Below are 20,984 nucleotides of genomic sequence, written 5' to 3'. Positions count from 1 at the left end.
TACGACGGGGGAGCGCGCTCCGCCGGTGACGGAGCGCGCAGGGAGCAGGGCGAGGCCAGGCCGCACCACTGCCACGGAAGTTGGCGCGGGTCCGCGCCCTCTGCCCTACTTCGCCGGAACGAAGCCGAGGTTGCGGACGTAACGGGCTGAGACGTAGCCCTTGTGGTCGGCGAGCTTGTACCAGAGTCGGTTGCCGTGGACCTGGGTGCCGTGCGTCTTGTAGACAAGCCACACCGAGGCGCCGCGGTGCAGCGAACCGATCACGCGGTAGCCGGTGCCGGCGCCGGAGCGGACGTTGAGGTGCCCGGTGCGCGTCGTGACACGACCCAGGCTGCTGTGACGGAACTTGTTCGGCTTGTGAGTCTTGTGTGCCTTGTGAACGTTGTGCCTCGTACTCGGCGGCGCCGCGTGCCGGGCGCAGCTGGTGATCCACGCGGGCGCCTGCTGTGACGGCGGAGCCGGGGCGGCGCCGGCCAGCGCGAGGGTCGGTGTGAGGGCGAGGGAGGTGAGCGCGGCGACGATGCCGTACCGCACCGGGCGCAGGTTCATGGGTTCTCCTTGAGGACGGGTGTTGAGCGGTGCGCCACACACGGTCCGCAGTTCCTGAATGCGGCACTGTGCCCGGCTGCCGGCCCCGTGGATCGGTGTCGGCATCTTCAGTGATGTCCGGCGTCTCCCGCCGTGACTCCCGTTCCCAGGGGCCCGGGACGCACGGGGAATTTCCCCGCACAACGCGGGGGCTGACGCGGCCCAGCCCCGGATACGGGGAACGGCCGGGGACGCGCACCCTCACGGGGCCGATGCGGACGTCACCTCGGATCCGTCCTCGCTGGTGCACACCAGCTTCGCCTCGGCCACCGCGCACGCCTCTTCGGGCGAGCGGGTCAACGCGGCCAGCATCGGACTGAACTCTCGGTCCGCTGCCGGGGCAGAATCCGCTTCCGGGTCCGGATGCGACGTGAGGCGCTCGTCGGGCCCGGCCTCGATGGACACCTCGCGGGCCGGGTGGCCCCGGGGAGCCTGCACCTCGGCCCAGACCGTCGAGCACGCCGGGCTGTATCGCAACCGCACCACATACCCGCCACTCGCCACACTGCTCTCGGTCCGGGCGTCCTGAGCACATCGCGAGGGATGCGGGAGGCGGCCCTGGCAGGACTCGCCCCGACAGAGATCGCCCCGGCCGGCCCCCGAGTTCGAAGCCCCGCGGACGGCGAGCCGGAGGGAGACGAGGGAACAGGCGGCGAAGGCGGCGCCCCCGAGCAGCACGCACGCGGCGGCAAGTAGCGTCACGGTCGCGCGCCGCCGGCGGCGGCGGGGCGCCACGGGCGGGATCACGGTCACGGCCGGCGGAACCGCGGCTGGCGACGCCGCCTCCCGCACGGACCGGTCATGACGAGCGTGTGCCGCGCCCCACAGGACAAGCAGCCGCGCGGCATCCGCTCCCGCCTCCCGCCCCAGCGCCTCCACCGCCTGTCGCGGCGGGAACTTGTCCCCGTTGAGATATCTGTGCCAGGCGGACTTGCTGTAAGCGGTGCGCTCGGCCAACTCGACCAAGGTCAGGCCGGTCCGGTCCTTGAGCCCGCGCAGGCGTTCCACCAACAGGCGCGTGTCATCGTTCAGTTCCGCGGGCAGCGGTCGCCAACGAGCCATTCCTGTCCCCTTCGTGCTCTCCGCATCCCGGGGCCGCTCCCGTCCTGCCGTGCCCACGGCACCAAGCCGCCCACTTCGTCCCAGATGCGCAGAGATAGGTACCCTTGCGGCTTCCGGTCGACGCGCATAACGGAGGTTTCTCAACGAACCTGCAGGTCAGCGTCGCTTCAGGAGTAAATCGGACACGGAGTTGACGTGCATTGCGTGCGCCGTGGGCGCTACGCGCGACCTCTTGACGCACGCCCCCGGCCCAATATGGGCAGTCCTCTCAGGTTCGCCACCGGGGGAGCGTGGATGGTGACTCAGAAGGATGTCGCCGTATGGCATTCCAAATTCCACACTCATGCCCTGGCTGACGACGACACCGACTTCCCCCGGCGACGGCCCCAGCAGCGGCGTCGCCGTCTCTCTCACCGCCGGCACCCTGCAGGCGATCCGCGAGCGCGTCGGCAAGCGGGGGTGTCCGCGTATCTGGAGAGGGCCGCGCGGGCGTTTCGAGCGGTACGCGTTCTATCAGCCTGGCCGAGAAGTGGACCTCACCCTGCCCGGGCCGGTCAACGCCGGTGGCAGGCAGATGTGTCCGCCGACCAGACTTCCCGGCACACCTATATGTCACCTTTCCGCCGCATCGTCTGGTGAGTCGGCCTTTGCGGCGTTGGCTGCCTGCCGGAGTGAGCAGGGGCGTGTCGTGCCCGGGCAGGTGGACCGGGAGTGGGTCAGGCTGGCAGGCAGCTGCCCGTGGCCCACCCGATAGGCCAGCGTGGTGTGCGGTGCTCTCCCACCATCCCCGCACCCGCGCTGCACCGTCCGGCAGCCTCGACGCCCGCCCGGTCACGAGGCTGCCAGACCGGCCGGTGAGAGTTGGGCCCCTCCGGTCCGGCAGCCCACCCTTCTTGACGAGTGCGGGAGGGTGCCTGGTGGCGGCCGGGCGTGGCGTTCGAGGTGCGGGGTCTCGCGGGCCGTCACGGCGGCGGCACATCCGGGTCAACGGGTCACCGGATGTGCTGGCCGGGGGAGGTGTCTAGGCGGTGTTCGTGGCGAACAGGTGTTGGGCCGCCGTGGTGGGCTCCCTGGCACGCACCACGCGTGCCAGGGCCTGACGGATTCCGGGGCGAACTCCGCGAAGCACGTCGCGCCCGCCACGAAGAGATCACTGACCTTCGCCGGTCCGTCGACACACTCGCTCAGCACGTCCAAGCCCTCACCCTCGACAACGAGCGGTTACGGGCCGAGCTGGCCCGGCAGGGCACGGTGACCAGCGTCCTCAGCCGCGCGGGAAGAGATAGGTGACGATTCCAACGATCGTTCCGATCACCCCGGCGACCGCACCCAAGACGCTCATGACGAAGAGGAGGACCTCACGCTGGCTCGTCGGCGCGGTCCTCTTCGGCGTCGTGGACGCGCTGTTCATGCCCGCCGTGGGCGCGCTGCCCCCGCGGCTCGCCGCGCTGGACCAGATCGGCCGGATCCAGGGGCTGCGCATGCTGGTCATCCGGATCAGTTGGATCGTCGGGCCGCCGCTCGGCGGGCTGGCCATGGCGTACGGCGGGGCTGCCACGGCGCTCGGGGCCGCGGGGCTGCTCTTCGCCCTGTCCGTACCGCTCCTGATGGCTCTGCGGCTGCGGCTGCGGCCGCTGCCGACCGATGACCAGCCCGGAAGCACCGTCCCGCAGAGTGCATGGGGTGAACTCGTCGACGGGCTGCGGTACATACGGCGACACCGGGTGATCGGGCCGCTCATGGTCTCCGGGGCGATGAGCGAACTCGGAACCAACGGACTGTTCACCGTAGGGCTGATTGTGCTCAGCAGGGGCAGGGCTGGGGTCCCTCAGGCTACGGCTGGATCGCCGGGGCGTTCGGCCTCGGACAGGCCGTGTGCGCCGCCTTGCTGGCCGTCAAGAGGCGGGTGCCGAGGGCCGGGCTCGTGCAGAACGTGATGCTCGTCGTGGGCTCGGCCGCGGCGGGGGCGGTCGCGTTCATGCCCACGCTTTCCGCGGCCGTCGGTCTGTCGCTGCTGTCCGGGCTGCTCTGCGGCATGTGCGGGGGACTGGCCATTGCGCTGATCCAGACCTCGGCGGCGCCCGGCTACCTGGGGCGCGTCACGTCGGCGATGAGCCTCACCGGCGTTGGGCTCACCCCGCTCAGCTTTCCGTTGTTCGGCGCCGCGATCAGCGCCTGGGGCGCGCAGCCGGTGTTCGTCATGGGCGCGGCGTTCAGTGCGCTGGGTGCCGTCGCCGGGCTGTCCTCAGCTGCCGTACGCCGTGCGGAACTGCCGCGGCTGCCGGGCGGGAAGGACACCGGGCAGCCGGTAGCAGTCCCCGCTCAGATCCCCAGCGAAGCCTCGTAGACCTTCGCCACCGCGTCCTTGTCGCCCTCGCCTCGACGTCAGCCGCAGCCTGCCGCCCGTACGCGAAGAGCATCAGCTCCGCCGGCTCACCGGTCGCCTCGTCGAGCTGCTTCAGTGCGAAGGGGGGAGAACCGCGGCGGCCTGCTGCGGATGGGCAGCACCCGGCGAGACAGGTGCCGGGTGAATTGCAGCCTGACGATGCCCCTTCGTCTCATCACAGCTAATCTCCGACGCGCGCAAGGCAGCGGCCGTCTTTCTCGGCGACATTGACGACGCCACACAGCGGATCACCGGATCGAGCGCTAGCACCACAGGTGTCGCGATGAATAGAATCATCTACCAAGTCGCTGGGCTGCATCAACGTGAGACTGGTTCCACGGCAACAGCCTCGACCCCAGAGAATCAACGTCCTCCTTGTCGGCCTGCAGCATCGGATAGTCGCCGCCCGGCGTGGGCTGCACCGGCAGCCGGTCCAGCAGCGACGCATTAGAGATGATCACTCCGCACGGGTGCATGGCGTAGCCGCGCACGAGGGCGTCCAGCCCCTCGGCCAGTTCCCACAACGGCCCGAACTCATCTGCGCGGGCGGCGAGTTGGCCTAGTTCGGGCAGCTCGGCGAGCGCGGAGCGGATGTCACAGGCCCGGATGTGCGGAAAGCTTTTGGCGATCATGTCGACGGTCTGCGGGGCGATCCCCAGGGCGAGCCCGGTGTCGCGCAGGGCATGCCGGGCACGGTAGGTCTCGGGCATGCCGGTGACCGCGACCCGTTCGAGCCCGAACCGTTCGATGATCTTGTCGTAGACCTCCAGGCGACGGGCGGATTCCACGTCGAGGTCGATGTCCGGCAGCGAGGTGCGCCGCTCGGAGAGGAACCGTTCGAACAGCAGGCGGTGAGTGAGCGGGTTCGCCGTCGCCACGAACAGAGAGTGGTTGACCATGGAGCCGGCACCGGAGCCGCGCGCGGCGACCCGGACGCCCATCGCCCGCACGTCTGTAGGTTCCCGTTTCCGATGTCCCCTGGAGCAGCAGTGACCAGCTTCGATGCTGGACGTCTCAACGCAGTGCCCTGGTGAATTCGTCTCATCTACGTGTCCCTACTCATGCTATTCAGCGGCAGTTGTGATGAATGGGACTGATAGACGGGTTGAGACTAATTGGGCCACGATGTCGCGAGGTCGGTCGGGCAGCGTCAGGCGTGCATCGCACGTCGGATTCGGATCGGAACTTGAACAGGTACAGGGCCGACCCGCGCCGCGCCTCGGGTGCGAGCCGCGGATACGAGTCGACGGGCCGGTGCACGAACATGCTCGGCATCGCTGTCTCCGTGTGTTTGTGAGGGTGCTGTGGGTGACAGGAAATAGGGCTTCCGGCTTCCGGAGCCTCTGCCTACCCTCCGGTGCTCATGACAACAGAACACGCGCAGCAGTCCCAGGGGCACAACGGACACAGCCGCAGAGGCTTCCTGACGGCGACCGGGGGAGCGGTCGCCGGAGCCGTCGGCGGGGGAGCGGTCGGCGTCTTGGGGGCTGCCGGCAGCGCGGCCGCGGCCTCCTCCGGCAAGCGCGTCGCGGTCCTCGGCGGCGGAGTCTCCGGCCTCAGCGCCGCCCACGAACTCGCCGAACGCGGCTACGAGGTCACGGTCTACGAGTACTACGACGTTCTCGGTGGCAAGGCTCGCTCCATGGACGTCCCCGGGACCGGAACGGGCGGCCGCAAGCCGCTTCCCGGCGAGCACGGCTTCCGCTTCTTCCCCGGCTTTTACCGGAATCTGCCGGACACCATGCGTCGCATCCCCTTCCCTGGCAACGCCAGCGGCGTCCACGGCAACCTCCGCGTCGGTACGGAGGAGTTGTTCGCGCGCGGCTCGGGCCGCCCGGACCTGCATTTCCCACTCCGCCGGGTCACCACCCCGCCCGCCCCCGGGGACCTCACCGTGTCCTGGATCCGCGACCAGATCCTTTCGGTGCTGGACCTCGCCACTCAACTGCCCGCCAACGAGGCCGTCTACTTCGCCGACCGCCTCCTGGTCCACCTCACCAGTTGCGACGCCCGCCGCGAGGGCCAGTGGGAGAAGGTCGCATGGTGGGACTTCATCCGGGCCGGCGAGATGAGCCGCGAGTACCAGGTGCTCCTCGGCATCGGCCAAACCCGTAACCTCGTCGCCACCCGCGCCGAGGTCGCCTCCACCCGCACCGTGGGCCGCGTCATCATCGAGGCGCTCATCCTGTGGGGCCTGCTCGGCCGCGGCATGGACGGCGACGCAGACATCGACCGAGTGCTGAACGCCCCGACCAGCGAGGCGTGGATCGACCCCTGGGAGACGCGTCTGCGCTCCCTGGGCGTCGAGTTCGTGCTCGACACCGAGGTCCGGGAGGTGGTGTACGGCGGCGGCCGGGTGACTGGCGTACGGGTGGCGGCGCGCGACGGCAGCCAGCAGCGCACCATCACCGCCGACCACTACGTCTCAGCCCTCCCGGTCGAGCATGCGCGCGTGACCTGGGGCCCGGCCCTGCGCGCCGCCGACCCGCAGCTCGGGCGGTGCGACGCGCTGAAGACGGACTGGATGACCGGCGTGATGTTCTACCTTCGCACGCCCACCCCCGTCGTGCACGGCCACATCAACTGCCTCGACTCACCGTGGGCGGTCACCGGAATCGGTCAGACGCAGTTCTGGGACGGACGGGACTTCTCGCGCGACTACGGAGACGGGCAGGCCCACGAGTGCCTGTCCGCGATCATCTCCGAGTGGGACAAGCCCGGAATCCTGTACGGCAAGACGGCCCGTGAGTGCACCAAGGACGAGATCGTCGCCGAACTGTGGGCCCAGCTGAAGGACGGGCTGAACGACTCAGGCAAGACGACGCTCAGGGACGAGGACCGGCTCGGCTGGTTCATGGACCCGGCGGTGACAGGCCTCGGCGGCCCCGACCCACACAACCGCGAACAGCTCCTCATTCACCCCACCGGCACCCTCTACCACCGCCCGTCGGCGAGGACAGCGGTGCCGAACTTCTTCCTCGCGGGCGACTACGTCCGTACGGATGTGGACCTGGCGACCATGGAGGGCGCCAACGAGTCCGCGCGACGCGCCGTCAACGCACTCCTGGACGCGGACAATTCGGGCGCCGAGCGGTGTCACATCTGGGAGTTGTTCCGGCCGCCGGAGATGGAGCCCCTGAAGCGGGTCGACGAGGCGCGCTATCGGCTGGGGCTGCCCAACACCTTCGACCTGGGGTAGCACCCGGCACCGAATGGCGCCGGAAGAGCTGCTGCCCCGAGCGGCTGCGGCCCTTCAACCGAAACGGCGTGGTGCCGCTGGAGCATCCGCACCGAACGGCGGGTCGTACGACAGGGGCTTCCGCTCGCACGAATCGTGACCATGCGCGGTGAGCTTGGTCCCGGCCTGCCGCTGACGCCTTCCTCGGCGCCGCTCTGGCCGGCAGGCCATCGAGCGGCTCAGTTCAGGCAGCTCAGTTCGTCTCGCCGCGCTGGCCTTGGGTCAGACAGGGGCCACCGCCAACGAGAAAGTGACACTCGAAACGCGAACCTACACCAGGCTTGCCGCCAGCGGGGCGGGGGTGGGTGACGGCTTCGGCTCGGCGTACCAGTCGGAGCGTAGGAGGAAGTTGATCATTATGGCCGAAGGCGGTCCCGCTGCCCGCCGACGTCGACGATCTCGTCGAGCAACTGGCCGCCAGCTTGAACGTCCTGGCCGCTGATGCGCCGCTCGCCGCGCTGCGCGCGACGATGCTCCTCGAGCGCGCCTGGCCCGCGACGTCGGCAGGGCAGCCGCCGACGGCACCGACGCGGACGAGGCGACGGTCGCGGCTGCGCTGGGCCTGACCGAGGACCGGGGCCAGCTCGCTCATGCTCCGCCTGACCGGCCACTGGAACTGAGGGGAGCGATCACGTCAGCGACCACGCGGATCGCGGTTCGCCCGTCCGGCAGGGCGGATTTCGAGTGCGCCGGTGCGATTGATCAGCGCGCGGGGTCCTGAGCGTGGAGGTCGCGGCGGGCACCACGCGGTGGCCACGGTCACCTGTGTGGGGCGCCTGCGGGCCGAGTCTCAGCCGGCGTAGTCGACGGGGTCGGTGTGGCCATAGACGTGGATGCGGACGCCCGGTTCTCCTGGCAACCGGAACGGGTCTCCGGGTCCGGTCACGTTGTGGCAGCCGCTCAGGGCTTGGGCGAAGGCGCGGACTGTCGTCTCGTCTGCGCCCGAGATGGTGACGCTGACGTGCCCGGGAACGTGGTGGTGCAAGGTGGTCATGGTGGGCATGACGGCGTCTGTCCGTACGGGTTCGTTCCGGGGAAGCGCTTCACACGATCGGGGTGCGGTCAGAGCCCGTCGACTCCGCTGACTCACCGCCCCAAGTGTTGCCGTACGGCGTCGGGTACGGCGATTCCGGGGGCGACATCAGCGCCGACCGGCCTGAGGCCGTTCGCTGCGCGGCTCCTCAGGGGTGGCGGAAGGGGTGGCGGTGTGGAGTGGCCGCTTTCCCAGAGCCAGATCCGGTTGCGGTCGATGCCGCTGCGCAGGCCGCGTCTGCGGGCCTGGTCACGGAGCAGGCGGGCGAGGTCGTCTCCGGACCAGTGGTGAGTGCGGCGCAGGTGCGCCAGTGGATGACGGTCCAGGTCCATGTCGCCCCCTCAGATACCGACGCCACCCCTCCACCATGCCGTCCCGCCGTACGCCTCGGGGGAGCCTCGGGTCCAGGAGGCGGCATCTGGCGGGGGTCTTCAGCGGCCGGGGAAAGGCAGATGCCAGCTCGGCCCGCCGGGCTCGCCGTAGGTGACGGTCTGCCGGGTCGGAGTGACGGTTAGCCGGAAGTCCGCCCGGTCGATGTGCCCGGGGAGGGATTTCGCGAGGTCCTCGACGCTGTCCCACACGCGGTGGGGGCCGCTTTGGCGGACGTGACCTGAGGCGTCGGCGACGGCGGTGGAGCCGTCCGGCATCCACAAGCCGACGGCTTCCAGCTGCCCCTTGTCGTCCTTCCATGAGCTGGAGGTGTAGCCGGGCAGGGCGATCGACATCGCGAACGTCAGCCGGTCGAGGACGTCCTCCAAGGTGACCTTCGTGGCGGTCGGCGTCTCGCCGCGCACGGCGTCCAGGTCGGGCGCCGTGGCTGGGCCGCGCACGGCCATGAAGCGGGCGGGGGGAGGCAGGAAGCGGCCGGCGGCGTGACCGGTTCCGGTCAGGACCAGGCGGACGAGGCCGTAGCCGAGCGGAGCGACGATCACCGCGCCGGGGGCTGCCTGGTCGAGCAGGGCGGCCGGGATGTGGGTGAGCCCGACGGTTGCGATGATCCGGTCGTAAGGGGCGCGACGTGCATGGCCCAAGGTGCCGTCCCCGGCGATGACCACGGGGCGGTGCCCGGCCTGTTCGAGGCGGCGGATCGCGAGCTCGACGAGCTGACGGTCCGGCTCCACGCTCACGAGGTTTTTGTCGCCCAGTCGGGCCGAGAGCAGTGCCAGGTTGTAGCGGGTGCCAGTGCCGAGTTCGAGGACGCGCTGTCCCTGGCGGACGTCGAGCGCGTCGAGCATCAGCGACGGCTGGCTCGACGAACTCGTCGGGATGCCGTGCTCGTCCAGTTGCGTGGTCAGCGCCGCATCCGAGTACACGGTTTCGAGATAGCCGGGCTCGCCCCAGTTGACCGGCCGCCAGCTGCCGGAGGGCTGAGTGAAGAAGCAGGGCGTGAAGACGTGCCGGGGCACTCGCGCGAACACCCGGTGCCAGGGATCGTCCGGGTCGGCGACCAGGTCGGCGGCGTACTTCTGGCGCAGCGCCATCGCGGTGTCGGTGTCGGGCCAGTTCATGAGATCGCTCCTTCGAGATAGTCGGCGTGCGCGGCGGCGATCGGCAAGCCGGTGCGGTTCTCGACCCAGGCCCAGGTACCGGCGGGGTTGTTCTCGAAGAACACCCACTGTCCCTCCGGAGTGACCGCGAAGTCGAAGGATCCGAAGCTGATGCCGTAGTAGGCCAGAAAGCGGCGCACCGCCGTGGCGATGTCGTCGGGAACATCGATCGTGTCGTAGTCGAGGTGCTCGTAGTCGAGGTGCTCGTAGTCGGTGCGCCAGTCGATGGCTGCCTGCTCGGACGATGCGTGCAGCGTGCCACCGAAAACGTGGTCGTCGACGGCGACCAGGCGCACTTCGAAGGCCTTGGTGATGCGCTCCTGGAAGTAGTGCGCGGTCGTGCGGATCGTGTCGTCGAATTCGGTGGGGTTGACCGGATGCGTGGCGACCATCAGCTGTCGTTCCTCGCCCACGTCCAGACGGCCGCCGAGGATCGGCTTGCAGATCAGCGGGCCGCCAACCGTCTTGGCGAATGCGGCCGCGGCAACGGGGTCATTGGTGATGAGGCTGCGCGGCACCCTCAGGCCGCAGCGGCTCGCGGCGAGCAGCTGTTGCGGCTTGTGCGAGGCGAGCCGGTCCGCGTGTGGGGAGTTGCGAGTACGGGGCTTTCTGGCTCTGGCAAGATTTTCGTAGCCGGAGGTCATCTCGGGCGGACGGTCGGCTGGTCCGCATAGCGGGCAGCCTGTAGCTGTGCTCTGTTGAACTGGCAAGCCTGTTACCGCAGTTGTCAAATGTGCTGGTGCTTTCGGCCGATGTTTCCGATGCTGTCGTGGCGGTCCGCGCCCGCACGAAGGCCGGTGTTCCAGCGAGATGTACGGGATGCGGCGAGCTCAGCGCGTGGTGCCACAGCCGCTATGTACGGCGCCTCGCCGTTGTCACGCTCGGTGGCCGGCCTCTGCGCATCGATTTGTCCGTACGCCGGCTGTACTGCGAAAACCCGACCTGCCCGAAGGTGACCTTCGCTGAGCAAGTGCCGGGGCTGACCGTGCGCTACCAGCGGCGGACCCCGCTGTTGCAGCGCCTGGTGGAGTCCGTCGGTGTGGTGCTGGCCGGCCGGGGCGGGGCCCGGATGCTGCGGATCCTGAACGTCACGCTTTCGCGGTGCACAGTCCTGTCGCAGTTGATGCGGGTGCAGCTTCCGCCGCTGGGCGCACCCCGGGTGCTGGGGGTGGACGACTTCGCGCTCTACGGCGGCGCGTACGGGACTCTCCTGGTCGATGCCACGACCCGTCTACCGCTGACGCTCTGGGAGGGACGGGACGCCGAACAGCTCAGCCGCTGGCTCCGTGCGCATCTCGGTGTCGAGGTCGCCTGCCGCGACGGCTCCCTCACCTACCGGCAGGGCATTACCGCTGGTGCCCCCGACTCCGTGCAGGTCAGCGACCGCTTCCACCTCTGGCAGGGCCTCTCCCGTCGTGTCCAGGACGTCGCCGCCGCCCACCGAGGATGCCTGCCCGCAGCAGTGCCCCGGGTCAATGAGTCCGATCCAGCACCGGTCGAGGAGAACGTGGAGAACGCCGTGGCGGAGACCCGGGCCGGGCGGCATGCCCGACGGTTGTTCGAGGCCGTGCATGACCTGACCCACACCGGCCGGAGCCACAGCTCCGTCGCCCGGGAACTCGGCCTGGACCGCCGGACCGTACGCAAGTACGCCCGGGCTCGTACGTGGCAGGAAGTGATGCGCTGCCCGCCCCGTAAGCCCTCCACCCTGGACCCCTACCTGGACTACCTGCAACAACGCTGGGACGAGGGACAACACAGCGCGAAGATCCTGCATGAGGAACTCCAGACCAAGGGCTACCTCGGCCACTACCAGCGCGTGAAAATGGCCGTCGCACCCCTGCGACGGGGCCTACCCCTGGACGAGCCACGTGAGCGACCGCCCTCACCACGCGAAGCCGCCCGCTGGATCACCACCCACCCGGGCCGCCGCAACCCACAGATCAACGACCGCCTGCCCCGGCTCCTCCAGCACTGTCCAGAACTCAGGCACACCCACGACCTGGTCCGTCGGTTTGCCACCATGCTCGAAGAGCGTGACGCCACACCCTTGCCGGGCTGGCTGGATGACCTCGCGAGTAGCGGATCAGCATGCTCTGCTCGTCGTAGGTGCACGCGGATCCCAGGAGGTCCTCGGGCAGGGGCTGGACGGTCCGCCAGACCAGCGCCAGAGCCGCCGTCGCCGAAGTCACTGCCGAATGACCCTCCCTGTCCACGCGTGCAGGAACCTCCTTGGCTGGCAGGCCCTGTTCGGCGGGCCGACAGGCCTTGCCCCAGAGCGAATTCGCGCGACATGACGCGTTGGCTCTGGAACGCTACGGGACCGTGGCCCTCGGCCTGGATATGAACAACGTGTGCCGGCACTGGATTGGTGATCGATGAGTTTCACGCTTGAGGGACCGGTTCTGGAAGGCTCACTCGTGCGCCTGGAGCCGTTGGATCACCGGCATGGGCCGGACTTGGCCGTGGCGGCGGAAGAGAACCGGAGCTCTTACCGGTTCACGTGGGTGCCGACGGCGGCGGAGGTCGAGGGATACATCGGTGCCCAGCTCGCCCGTGCCGCTTCTGGGAAGCTGGCTCCGTACGCGCAGGTGGAGCGGGCGTCGGGGCGCGCGGTCGGAGTCACGGCCTACTGGGATCCGCGACTGTGGCCGACGGGAGACAGCCTGTGCGCGATCGAGGTGGGTTTCACCTGGCTCGCGGCGTCGGCCCAAGGCACGGGGGTGAATACCGAAGCGAAGTACCTGCTGTTCCGGCACGCGTTCGAGAACTGGGACGCAGCACGCCTCGACCTGAAGACGGACGCGCGCAACAGCCGTTCGCGGGCCGCGATCGAAGGGGTGGGCGCACGCTTCGAGGGCGTGCTACGGAATTGGTCCCGGTCGTGGGCGCCGGGCGAGGACGGCCAGCTCCGGGACTCTGCGATCTTCTCGATCACCGCAGCGGAGTGGCCGGACTGCCGGGTGAGGCTCGACCAGCGAATCGCTCGCGGTCTCGAACGCCGGAAACCGGGAGCAGGGCTCCCCGCTCCAACGTAAAACCCGGGGGACCGACGTGGCGGTGCATCCGGAACCTGTCCATGTCATCGGCACTATGACCATCCCAGTGACACCATGAAGATCAAATGCCCCGCCCAAGCCCCACCGGCGGGGCTTCTTCATCACCCGCCGTGCTCATCGTGAATGGCAAGCCCATGCTCATCTTGAGCGGCACTCAACACAATGCGACACCAAGCCCATCCTCCCTCAGGGCGTGCAGATCACGGGGCACGTGCGCCGAAACGTCGGGCCTGCCTGCCCGAGCGCCCGCAGCCCTTGAGCCGCTCCGGCTGCGAGAGCCCCAAGGACGTGGCATAGGGGGATATCCCCCGGCCAAGCCCGGAGGAAGCCACCAGTGTGGACCACCCTCGCCCAGGCCATGATCGTTTCACCGTCCGGAAAACGAGACCGAGCTGAGGAGTTCATCATGACCGTGCACCACCAGGCGATCGGGCGACGGAGGCTGCTGCTCGCAGCAACGGCCGGCCTCGCAGCCGTGGCCCTGCTGGCGCCGACCGCCTCCGCCGTGACCAGCGCACCTGCCGCACCCGCCCTCACGGGGGCGAAGGACCAGCAGGCCGCCGCGCTCCGCGCGCTGGAGCGCGCCGCCCACCACCTGCGCTCGACGGAACCGGGCGGCAGCACCTCCGACCTGCGGGCGCTGGACGCCATGATCGGCGACACCAAGGTGGTCGGGCTGGGCGAGGCGACCCACGGCTCGCACGAGTTCTTCGCCATGAAGCAGCGCGTCTTCAGCCACCTCGTCGAGGAGAAGGGCTTCACCACCTTCGCCCTGGAAATGAGTTGGACGGCCGGTCTGCGGATCGACGAGTACATCCAGGGCGGTTCGGGCGACGCTCGGCGGGTGGCCAAGGAGACTCTGACCGGATCGCCCTGGGAGCGCGAGGAGTTCGTCAGCCTCATCAGCTGGATGCGGCAGTACAACGACCGCCACCCCCATCGCAAGGTCCACTTCATGGGAAACGACATCGCGGCGCCCAAGCTCGGCGACGCCGTCTTCGACCGGGTGCTCTCGTACGTCCGCGCGAACCGCCCCCAGGACGTCGCGCGCCTCGAAGAGTTGTACGCGGGCCTGCGGCCCCTGGACGACGTCTTCGCGTACCTGCGCAAGCCCGTTGCCGAACGCCGCCTGAACGCCACCACCGCCCAGCAGGCGTTCGACCTGGTCACCGCGAACAAGGGGGCCGGCGGCGACGCCTACGAATGGGCCGAGCAGCACGCCCGGAGCATCGCCCAGACCTTCGCGTTCGCCGCGCTCGACCTCTCCGACCCGGCGTCGGTCTCCGAAGCGGAGGAATTCCGTGACCGGGTCATGGCCGACAACACCGCCTGGTGGCACCGTCGCACCGGCGGCAAGATGCTGCTCTCGGCGCACAACGGCCACGTGGGCTACCTGTCCAGCGACCCGGTGATGTACCCGACGACCCAGGGCGTCTTCCTGCGCAAGGCCCTCGGCCGGGACTACGCCGCCATCGGCTTCACCTTCGGCCGCGGCTCCTTCCTCACCGCGACCACTCTCGGCAGCCCCTGGGACAAGGTCACGGTCCCCGCCGCCACCCCCGACATGCAGGAGTACACCCTGGACCGGGTGCGCTACCGCGACTACTACCTCGACCTGCGCACCCTGCCCGCTGCGGGCCGCACCTGGCTGAACACCCCCCGCCCCACCTACGATGCCGGCTCGTCCTTCAAGAAGGACCCACTGCCCACTCTCGCCATCACCCAGGCATACGACATCCTGATCCACCTCAACCAGGTCCACGCGGCCACCAGCCTCTGAGGTGCCGGGCTGATTTTGGGGTTCGGCTGGGGACGGTGCGGTCGCCAGCAGAGTACGGGGCCCTGGTCGCGGACCGGAGGCTGACGCCGCGAAGTTCCTGGTCGGCCTCCGTCCGCCCCTGCGCGTCCGTGTGGATGCGGCTCGCCCCCTGCTCGTGCGCGCGGTGATCGCCAGCCGCGAGTGCGGCGCGACCTGGGAACAGATCGGCGGGGCCGCCGGGATGATGCGCCAGTCGGCCCACGAGACGTGGGCGCCGGACGAGGCGGCATGGGCGGCAAGCGGGCGCCGGGGGCACAGCCGGGGTGAACCCGTGGACGCGTTGCGGAACGCGGCCAGGTTGGACGAGTGGTACGCCCGCGGTCGCGAAGGCAGCGACGGCATCGTCACTGGCCCGCGCGGGGTACGCGCGGTCACTGACGGCCTGGACGCCACGGACCGACCACAGCGGGACTGGGAGGAGGACCGTCCCGAGCGTCCGGTGACCGTGACCGCGATGCGTGCCGCGCTCGCCCATTACAGCGACCACGAGTGGGGCGATCGGCCGCTCCGGTACCTGCTCGCGTACCCGCCGGTGGACCTTCTGGCTGACGCGATGGAGTGGGGGCGGTCGGATCCGCGCGTACGCGAAGACCTCGTCGCCGCCCTCGCCCGGCATCTGACGTACGGGCGGTACGGGTGGCCCGCCGACGGGGGGAGCTTATCCGGGACCCAGACGCGCACGAAGGCCGCGCGAGCTCGCGGCCGGGTCGGCGGGCGGCGGCCGAAGCTCACCAAGGACCAGGCCGCGCTCGCCCAACGGCTCTACGACGAGCGGGAGAAGACCGTCCAGACAGATCGCCGACATGCTCGGCGTGCCGCGGTCGACGGTGTACGGGCACCTCAACAAGACCAAGACCGTCCCCCCGTCAGCCCAAGAAGACCCCGGTTACGAAGCCCTGACCGCTCGTTTGCGGCTGGTGACACCATTCTTACCGGCACCCCGAGTAGAGGTCTCTTGGCGTATCCCACCGTGAGTCGGATCGCTGTCCGGGGACCCGAGGGAGGGGCTGGTCCGGGAATCAACGCTGTAGCGCGTTCGTTTGAGGGTCTCAGTCCGCTTCAGCGGTGCCCGTCCGGGCTGGAGGAGCCGACAGCGTCACGGTATTCGGCGTTGATGCGCTGGGCTTCTTCGAGCTGGTCTTCGAGGATGACGATGCGGCAGGCCGCCTCGATGGGGGTGCCCTGGTCGACGAGCTCGCGGGCGCGTGCGGCGATGCGCAGCTGGTAGCGGGAGTAGCGGCGGTGGCCGCCGGCGGAGCGCAGCGGGGTGATGAGGCGGTGCTCGCCGAGGGCGCGGAGGAAGTTCTGGGTGGTGCCGAGGAGTTCGGCGGCCCGGCCCATCGTGTAGGCGGGGTAGTCGTCGTCGTCGAGACGGCCGAATGAGTCGTCTGCTGTCATCGCACCTCTTTCTGGAACACGTGGAGGGGCCCGGGCGCACTCTCGCACCCGGGCCCCGAAGGAACTGCTACACCATCTGCCGGCCCTGGTACTGCGCCGGCCTTCTGTTTCCGCCCACCCGACCTGAACGGCATCGGGGGTACGGGGATCGCGGTTGCTTGACCGGAGACCACCTCACTTTCGATGTCCTGCGGTACCCGGGCTCAGACTTCCGCCCGGGCGATCCTGATGGCGCCTGGTTCCTCCGTTCCTTCCCTCGGTGATCAACTGCTTACCAAACGGGGACTGCGTACTGCTGATACCGCGTACTGCTTGTACTGCTGGTGGCCTCACCCAGCGCCACTTCCGGCAGCCAGCCCCGTCGCCCATCCTGCGTCTGCTCTGGCTTAGAACCCCACTGCCGAACCTCCCGGTGCGCGCGCCCGCAGTCGACGCCTTCACCGAGGTACTGCCCACTTCACTTCACTGCTGGATACCGCGAACTGCATTCACTGCGGGTACTGCCACCGCGCTAACTGCGGTACTGCTCGGCGGCCCCTGATGACTGCGGGCCACCCGGTCCGGTCGCCAGTCCCGTCGCCGTCCTGCACCTGCTCTGGCTTCGACACTCCGCCACCGCACCGTCCTGCAACTGCGGGTACTGCGGTATTGCTTGCCCGGCAGTTCGTCTCTGCCAGGCCCTGCGGTCTCTCTGGGCTACGAGAGAAACCATAACCACACCACCCACCAATGTCTACTCCGGCCAACGTAGATTTTCGGGCCCATGGTGGAGAGGTAATCGGGCGCCACCCGGAGGGGTCACGGCGGGCGCACTGGCCGGACATGCTCCGCGTCGCCGGATCTCTCATCACTAACCAGATCCGCGCCTACGACCTGCTGCGGATGTTCGGCCGCGAGGGCCACCCCACCCCGCTGGGGGCCGCGTTCGCCGAATACGGACGCATCGACAAGACCGTGCACCTGCTCGCCCTGGTCGACCCGGTCGACGACACCTACCGCCGTCTGATGAACCGGCAGCTGACCGTCCAGGAGTCCCGCCACCGTCTGGCCCGCGCGATCTGCCACGGCGGCCGGGGCCAGATCCGCCAGGCGTACCGGGAGGGGCAGGAAGACCAGCTCGCCGCGCTGCCGACGGTTCACCCTTGCCCGGGACGGGCCGGTTATCCGGGACGGACGGCGCGGGCCGGGCAGCGGCGCGATTAACACTTGGGAGGGGGCCCGGCGCACCCTGGAAGACAAGAAGCCCCCGCATTCACTCGGAATACATCGGGCGCCGCTGCTGTCTGCGCGGCCTCCCGGACTCGGCAAGGGACGAAAGCTCCCTGCCGATTTCCGGAGGCCCCGTGCTCCTCGACCTGCTCCACGCCCTGCTCAACCAGGCGGCCCATCCCGCGCCCGACGGCCGCCTGGCGGTGCTCGCCGAACTGGAACCCCCGTCACCCTCGGCATCCCAACCGTCCCTTCCCCGAACAGATGACGACCAGGGTCGGACGTTGGCAGTGGCACTCCCGAATGAACAGATCGCCGTTGCGGAGGGCCGGTGCCCGAGGGGACAATGCGTGGAGGTGCCGGGTGGGTCATCCCGGCGAAGTGTTGGAGGCGCTGATTGTGAACACCGCATCGCGGTGCGCCTCGCTGTGCGCGCCAGACGCTGACCACTTCGCTTCGCCCACCGGCTGACATACTTCGTTCACGGTGGGCGCTTCCCCTTATGGGAGACCACCGTAGTGTCCGAAGACTTCGGGACGGTTGATCGCCGTCCTCTGGCAATGGTTCTTGCTGCCAACCTCGTTACGATCGCAGGGAATTGCCTCACGTACGTGGGCGTGCCGTGGTTCGTGCTGCAGAGCACGGGCAGCGCCGCCAAGGCCGGGATCGTCGCGTTCTGCACACTGCTGCCCGCCGTGCTCGCTGCGCTCGTCACCGGTCCGGTCATCGACCGGATGGGGCGACGGCGGGTGAGTGTCGCCTCGGATCTCTCCTGCGGGGTCGCCGTTGCGGCGATCCCGCTCCTGGAGTTCGCCGGCATCCTGCAGTTCTGGATGCTGTGCGTGCTGATGGCGATGACAGGGCTGTTCCGTGCGCCGGGTGAAACCGCTCGCGGCGTGCTGTTGCCCACGCTCGCCGAACGCGCCGAAGTGCCGCTGACCCGGGCTGCGGGGCTGTACGACGGTGCGGCACGCTGTGCGGCGCTGGCGGCATCCGCTCTCGGAGGGGTGCTGATCGCCGTCCTCGGAGCCGAGAACGTCCTGTTGGTGGATGCCGCGACCTTCGCCGTGGCCGCGCCACTGTTCGCGTTCGGGGTGCGCGGCCTGCCCGAGGCGCAGCCCCATCGACGGGCCGAGCCGGCGTCGCTGCGTGCCTACCGTCGTGAACTCGCGGAGGGGTATCGCTTCGTGGCGGCCACGCCGCTGCTGCTGGGCCTGTGCCTGATGACGCTGGTCACCAGGGGCCTCGACCAGGGATGGAGCGCCGTGCTCCTGCCCGTGCATGCCCGTGAGGAGCTTGATGGTGCCGTCGATCTCGGTCTGCTGAACGCGGCGTTCGGCATCTGCGCACTCACGGGGGCACTGGTCTATGGGGCGGTGGGCAGCCGCTTTCGGCGGTGGCCCGTGTTCACGATCGCCTTTCTCATCGGGGGCCTGCCGCGCTTCGTGGCGGCCGCCTTCACCGACACCTTCGCGCCGCTGGCTCTGACCATGGCGGTTGAGGGTGTCGCCTTCGGTGTACTCAACCCCATCATGACCACAGTGACGTATGAGGCGGTGCCGGAGGAACTGCGTAGCCGCGTGCTGAGTGCGACGACAGCCGCGGTCCAGCTGGTCACTCCGCTGGGCGGACTGGCCGCGGGCCTCCTCGTGGATTCGGTCGGCCTGCCCCTTGCGCTGCTGGCGGTCGGCGGTGTGTATCTGCTCGCCACGCTGTGCCCGGTGATCTTCCCGGCCTGGAGAAGGATGGACGGTACCGGTTCTCCCCACGACCGGGCGGAGGGCTCGCTGCCGCAGGGTTCGGGGTCGAAGCAGGTGTAGAGGCGCGGGCCGCTTGCGCCTGGGGACCACCGCCCGGGGCTGCCCGGCCGCCGTGACGATTGGCGACACGGAACGGGCGGCATCGTGATCACGATGCCGCCCGTTCCGGCGGTGCGTCAGCAGCACTTTCGTCGGTGCTCCGCGTACTCCAGCCCAGTCCAGATCGAAGTAGAGCAGGTTCAGTGAGACGAGAACCCGGATCGGATCAGCTTCGGTGAGATTGGAGCATGTGGCCTGAGACGGGACACCCTGACGCTGAACCGGATGTCACCCTTCCCGGCGCACCAGGGAACGACAGGATAATTACGGGTATTCAGTGCCTTTCGTGTGGCCCGCGCTCGGCGTCGGCCTCGCCGTCTGGGCTGCGGTGTACCTCTTCCTGCGGCTGTAACCCGGATATCTGCGAGCCTCGGCCGGGCTCCGGCTCGGCCGAGGCTCGCGGCGTCTTTCGTCAAGTCGCTGTCCCGGACAGCGGGCGGGCTCCATGCTCCTGACGTGGCACTCTCACTCCGGCGCAAGCGCGCGGCCCCCCAGGGCCGGTACACACCAAACCTCTGGCCCGTCTGGATCGTGGCACCCGTGGCCCTGATAGCCGCCGGCGCCCTCGGCTGGGTCATCTACCACTACGCCTACGACCACTTCGCTCAGGCGGCCGCCGACCAGAAGCCGCCCAAGACGGTCAACATCAACGACGTCCTCAAAGCCACCGTCACCGCCCTGACCCTCACCGGTGCCGTCCTCGCCGGTCTCTACGCCTACCGCAAACAGCTCCTCGCCGAAGGCGACGCACACCGCGCGGACGCAAGCCAGCTCGCCGACCGCTACACCACCGCCGCCGAACAACTCGGCCACGACCAAGCCGCCGTACGCCTCGCCGGCGTCTACGCCCTCGCCCGCCTCGCCGACGACTGGGCAGAACAACGCCAGGTCTGCATCGACGTCCTGTGCGCCTACCTCCGCATGCCCTACAAACCCGACCCGACAGCCCCCGAACACAAGGCCGGTGAGCAGGAAGTCCGGCAGACCATCATCCGCGTCATCCGTGACCACCTACAGGAACCGGACGTACCCACCGCCTGGTGCGAGTACAATTTCGATCTGACTGGCGCCGTCTTCGACGGCGGCAACTTCTCAACCAGCCACTTTCGAGGCACGGTCGACTTCACCGAGGCGACGTTTAGCGGCGGCACAGTCGACTTCATCGGTGCGACGTTCAGCGACGGTTGGGTCACCTTCGCTGGCGCGACGTTCAGCGGCAGCCTGGTTTCCTTCCTCGATGCGGTGTTCAGTGGCGGCGCAGTCACCCTCGCCCACGCGACGTTCAGCGGCGGCACTGTCACCTTCGCCCGCGCGACGTTCAGCGGCAGCCTGGTTTCCTTCCTCGATGCGGTGTTCAGTGGCAGCGCAGTCACCCTCGCCCACGCGACGTTCAGCGGCGGCACTGTCACCTTCGCCCGCGCGACGTTCAGCGGCGGCACAGTCGACTTCAACAGCGCGACGTTCGGCGACGGCACAGTCACCTTTGACAACACGACGTTCAGCGGGACCTCGTTCGACTGGGGCCCGGTTCCCGTGCCGGCGGGCGCCTAGGGCCTATCGGCAGATCATGCCGCTGCCTGCGAAGGCGTCAGTGCCTGTTTCTGAACCCTGCACCCGCAGGTCAAGGGCCATCACACCGAGATGGGAACTTTGTGGAAGTGTTCGCGGGACGGTCGCGGTGACCGTCCCGCGAACGGAGACCGGTGGGGGGCACAGGACATGAGTGGGAGACGTGGCGTACGCCGTGGCCCTGCTCACCAGCCGTGCCACCCAGAGTCCCCGTGGA

The 20,984-nt window shown here is 69.1% G+C and carries 15 protein-coding genes and 3 pseudogenes; 9 read left to right on the top strand and 9 right to left on the bottom strand.

Features of this window, described 5'->3' with window-relative positions; all coding sequences use genetic code 11:
- Window positions 1-105 precede the first annotated feature (105 nt).
- Both ACY0PA_RS02380 and ACY0PA_RS02375 read right to left on the bottom strand, forming a co-directional pair.
- Window positions 106-549, bottom strand: coding sequence for an SH3 domain-containing protein (locus tag ACY0PA_RS02380; protein WP_473083098.1), 444 nt, complete (start codon window positions 547-549; stop codon window positions 106-108).
- Window positions 550-789: 240 nt separating this feature from the next.
- Window positions 790-1,650: a helix-turn-helix domain-containing protein gene (locus tag ACY0PA_RS02375; RefSeq protein WP_473083097.1), complete on the bottom strand. Its 861-nt coding sequence runs from the start codon at window positions 1,648-1,650 to the stop codon at window positions 790-792.
- Window positions 1,651-2,936: 1,286 nt separating this feature from the next.
- Between ACY0PA_RS02375 and ACY0PA_RS02370 the strand changes: the two genes are divergently transcribed.
- Window positions 2,937-3,587: an MFS transporter gene (locus tag ACY0PA_RS02370; RefSeq protein ID WP_473083096.1), complete on the top strand. Its 651-nt coding sequence runs from the start codon at window positions 2,937-2,939 to the stop codon at window positions 3,585-3,587.
- Entirely contained in the window at window positions 3,575-3,997 is a 423-nt protein-coding gene (locus ACY0PA_RS02365) for a hypothetical protein (protein WP_473083095.1), read from the top strand. Before ACY0PA_RS02370 ends, ACY0PA_RS02365 begins: the two co-directional genes overlap by 13 nt.
- On the opposite strand, the pseudogene ACY0PA_RS02360 reads toward ACY0PA_RS02365, so the two are convergent.
- Together ACY0PA_RS02360 and ACY0PA_RS02355 are read right to left on the bottom strand one after the other, a co-directional pair.
- Window positions 3,973-4,094, bottom strand: a pseudogene (locus ACY0PA_RS02360) (TIGR03085 family metal-binding protein); the annotation flags it as partial. The gene ACY0PA_RS02365 and the pseudogene ACY0PA_RS02360 overlap by 25 nt on opposite strands.
- Window positions 4,095-4,389: 295 nt before the next feature.
- Window positions 4,390-4,989: pseudogene (locus tag ACY0PA_RS02355) on the bottom strand (DNA polymerase III subunit alpha); the annotation flags it as partial.
- A 410-nt stretch (window positions 4,990-5,399) separates the two neighbouring features.
- Between ACY0PA_RS02355 and ACY0PA_RS02350 the strand changes: the two are divergent.
- On the top strand, window positions 5,400-7,235 hold the full coding sequence (locus tag ACY0PA_RS02350; protein ID WP_473083094.1) for a hydroxysqualene dehydroxylase: 1,836 nt from the start codon (window positions 5,400-5,402) through the stop codon (window positions 7,233-7,235).
- A gap of 829 nt (window positions 7,236-8,064) precedes the next feature.
- On the opposite strand, the gene ACY0PA_RS02345 is transcribed toward ACY0PA_RS02350, so the two are convergent.
- The 4 genes from ACY0PA_RS02345 to ACY0PA_RS02330 all read right to left on the bottom strand — a co-directional run bounded on the left by ACY0PA_RS02345 (window position 8,065) and on the right by ACY0PA_RS02330 (window position 10,498).
- On the bottom strand, window positions 8,065-8,268 hold the full coding sequence (locus ACY0PA_RS02345) for a DUF6207 family protein (RefSeq protein WP_473083093.1): 204 nt from the start codon (window positions 8,266-8,268) through the stop codon (window positions 8,065-8,067).
- A 92-nt stretch (window positions 8,269-8,360) separates the two neighbouring features.
- On the bottom strand, window positions 8,361-8,639 hold the full coding sequence (locus ACY0PA_RS02340) for a hypothetical protein (RefSeq protein WP_473083092.1): 279 nt from the start codon (window positions 8,637-8,639) through the stop codon (window positions 8,361-8,363).
- Between the two features lie 99 nt (window positions 8,640-8,738).
- On the bottom strand, window positions 8,739-9,815 hold the full coding sequence (locus ACY0PA_RS02335; protein ID WP_473083091.1) for a protein-L-isoaspartate O-methyltransferase family protein: 1,077 nt from the start codon (window positions 9,813-9,815) through the stop codon (window positions 8,739-8,741).
- Window positions 9,812-10,498: an MvdC/MvdD family ATP grasp protein gene (locus ACY0PA_RS02330; protein WP_473083090.1), complete on the bottom strand. Its 687-nt coding sequence runs from the start codon at window positions 10,496-10,498 to the stop codon at window positions 9,812-9,814. Before ACY0PA_RS02330 ends, ACY0PA_RS02335 begins: the two co-directional genes overlap by 4 nt.
- An 89-nt stretch (window positions 10,499-10,587) precedes the next feature.
- Between ACY0PA_RS02330 and ACY0PA_RS02325 the strand changes: the two genes are divergently transcribed.
- From ACY0PA_RS02325 to ACY0PA_RS02315, 3 genes are all read left to right on the top strand, one after another.
- Window positions 10,588-12,201 carry an ISL3 family transposase gene (locus tag ACY0PA_RS02325; protein WP_473083089.1) on the top strand — a complete coding sequence of 538 codons (1,614 nt, stop codon included), beginning with the start codon at window positions 10,588-10,590 and terminating at the stop codon, window positions 12,199-12,201.
- Between the two features lie 31 nt (window positions 12,202-12,232).
- Entirely contained in the window at window positions 12,233-12,892 is a 660-nt protein-coding gene (locus ACY0PA_RS02320; protein WP_473083088.1) for a GNAT family N-acetyltransferase, read from the top strand.
- 427 nt (window positions 12,893-13,319) lie between these two features.
- A complete protein-coding gene (locus ACY0PA_RS02315; protein WP_473083087.1) occupies window positions 13,320-14,693 on the top strand; it encodes an erythromycin esterase family protein in 1,374 nt (457 codons plus the stop codon).
- Window positions 14,694-15,791: 1,098 nt separating this feature from the next.
- On the opposite strand, the gene ACY0PA_RS02310 is transcribed toward ACY0PA_RS02315, so the two are convergent.
- The gene (locus ACY0PA_RS02310) at window positions 15,792-16,130 is read right to left on the bottom strand and encodes a MerR family transcriptional regulator (protein ID WP_473083086.1); all 339 of its coding nucleotides are present in this window, start codon (window positions 16,128-16,130) and stop codon (window positions 15,792-15,794) included.
- A gap of 807 nt (window positions 16,131-16,937) precedes the next feature.
- On the opposite strand from ACY0PA_RS02310, the pseudogene ACY0PA_RS02305 reads away from it, so the two are divergent.
- From ACY0PA_RS02305 to ACY0PA_RS02295, 3 genes and pseudogenes are all read left to right on the top strand, one after another.
- A pseudogene (locus ACY0PA_RS02305) lies at window positions 16,938-17,267 on the top strand (Tn3 family transposase); the annotation flags it as partial.
- A gap of 632 nt (window positions 17,268-17,899) precedes the next feature.
- Window positions 17,900-19,159: an MFS transporter gene (locus tag ACY0PA_RS02300; RefSeq protein ID WP_473086213.1), complete on the top strand. Its 1,260-nt coding sequence runs from the start codon at window positions 17,900-17,902 to the stop codon at window positions 19,157-19,159.
- 495 nt (window positions 19,160-19,654) lie between these two features.
- Window positions 19,655-20,749 carry a pentapeptide repeat-containing protein gene (locus ACY0PA_RS02295; protein ID WP_473083085.1) on the top strand — a complete coding sequence of 365 codons (1,095 nt, stop codon included), beginning with the start codon at window positions 19,655-19,657 and terminating at the stop codon, window positions 20,747-20,749.
- Window positions 20,750-20,984: the final 235 nt, after the last annotated feature.

This window comes from Streptomyces sp. DS1-CR2, assembly GCF_055760475.1.
The sequence above is the reverse complement of the archived record's forward strand: the minus strand, read 5'-3'. Positions and strand labels throughout refer to the sequence as shown.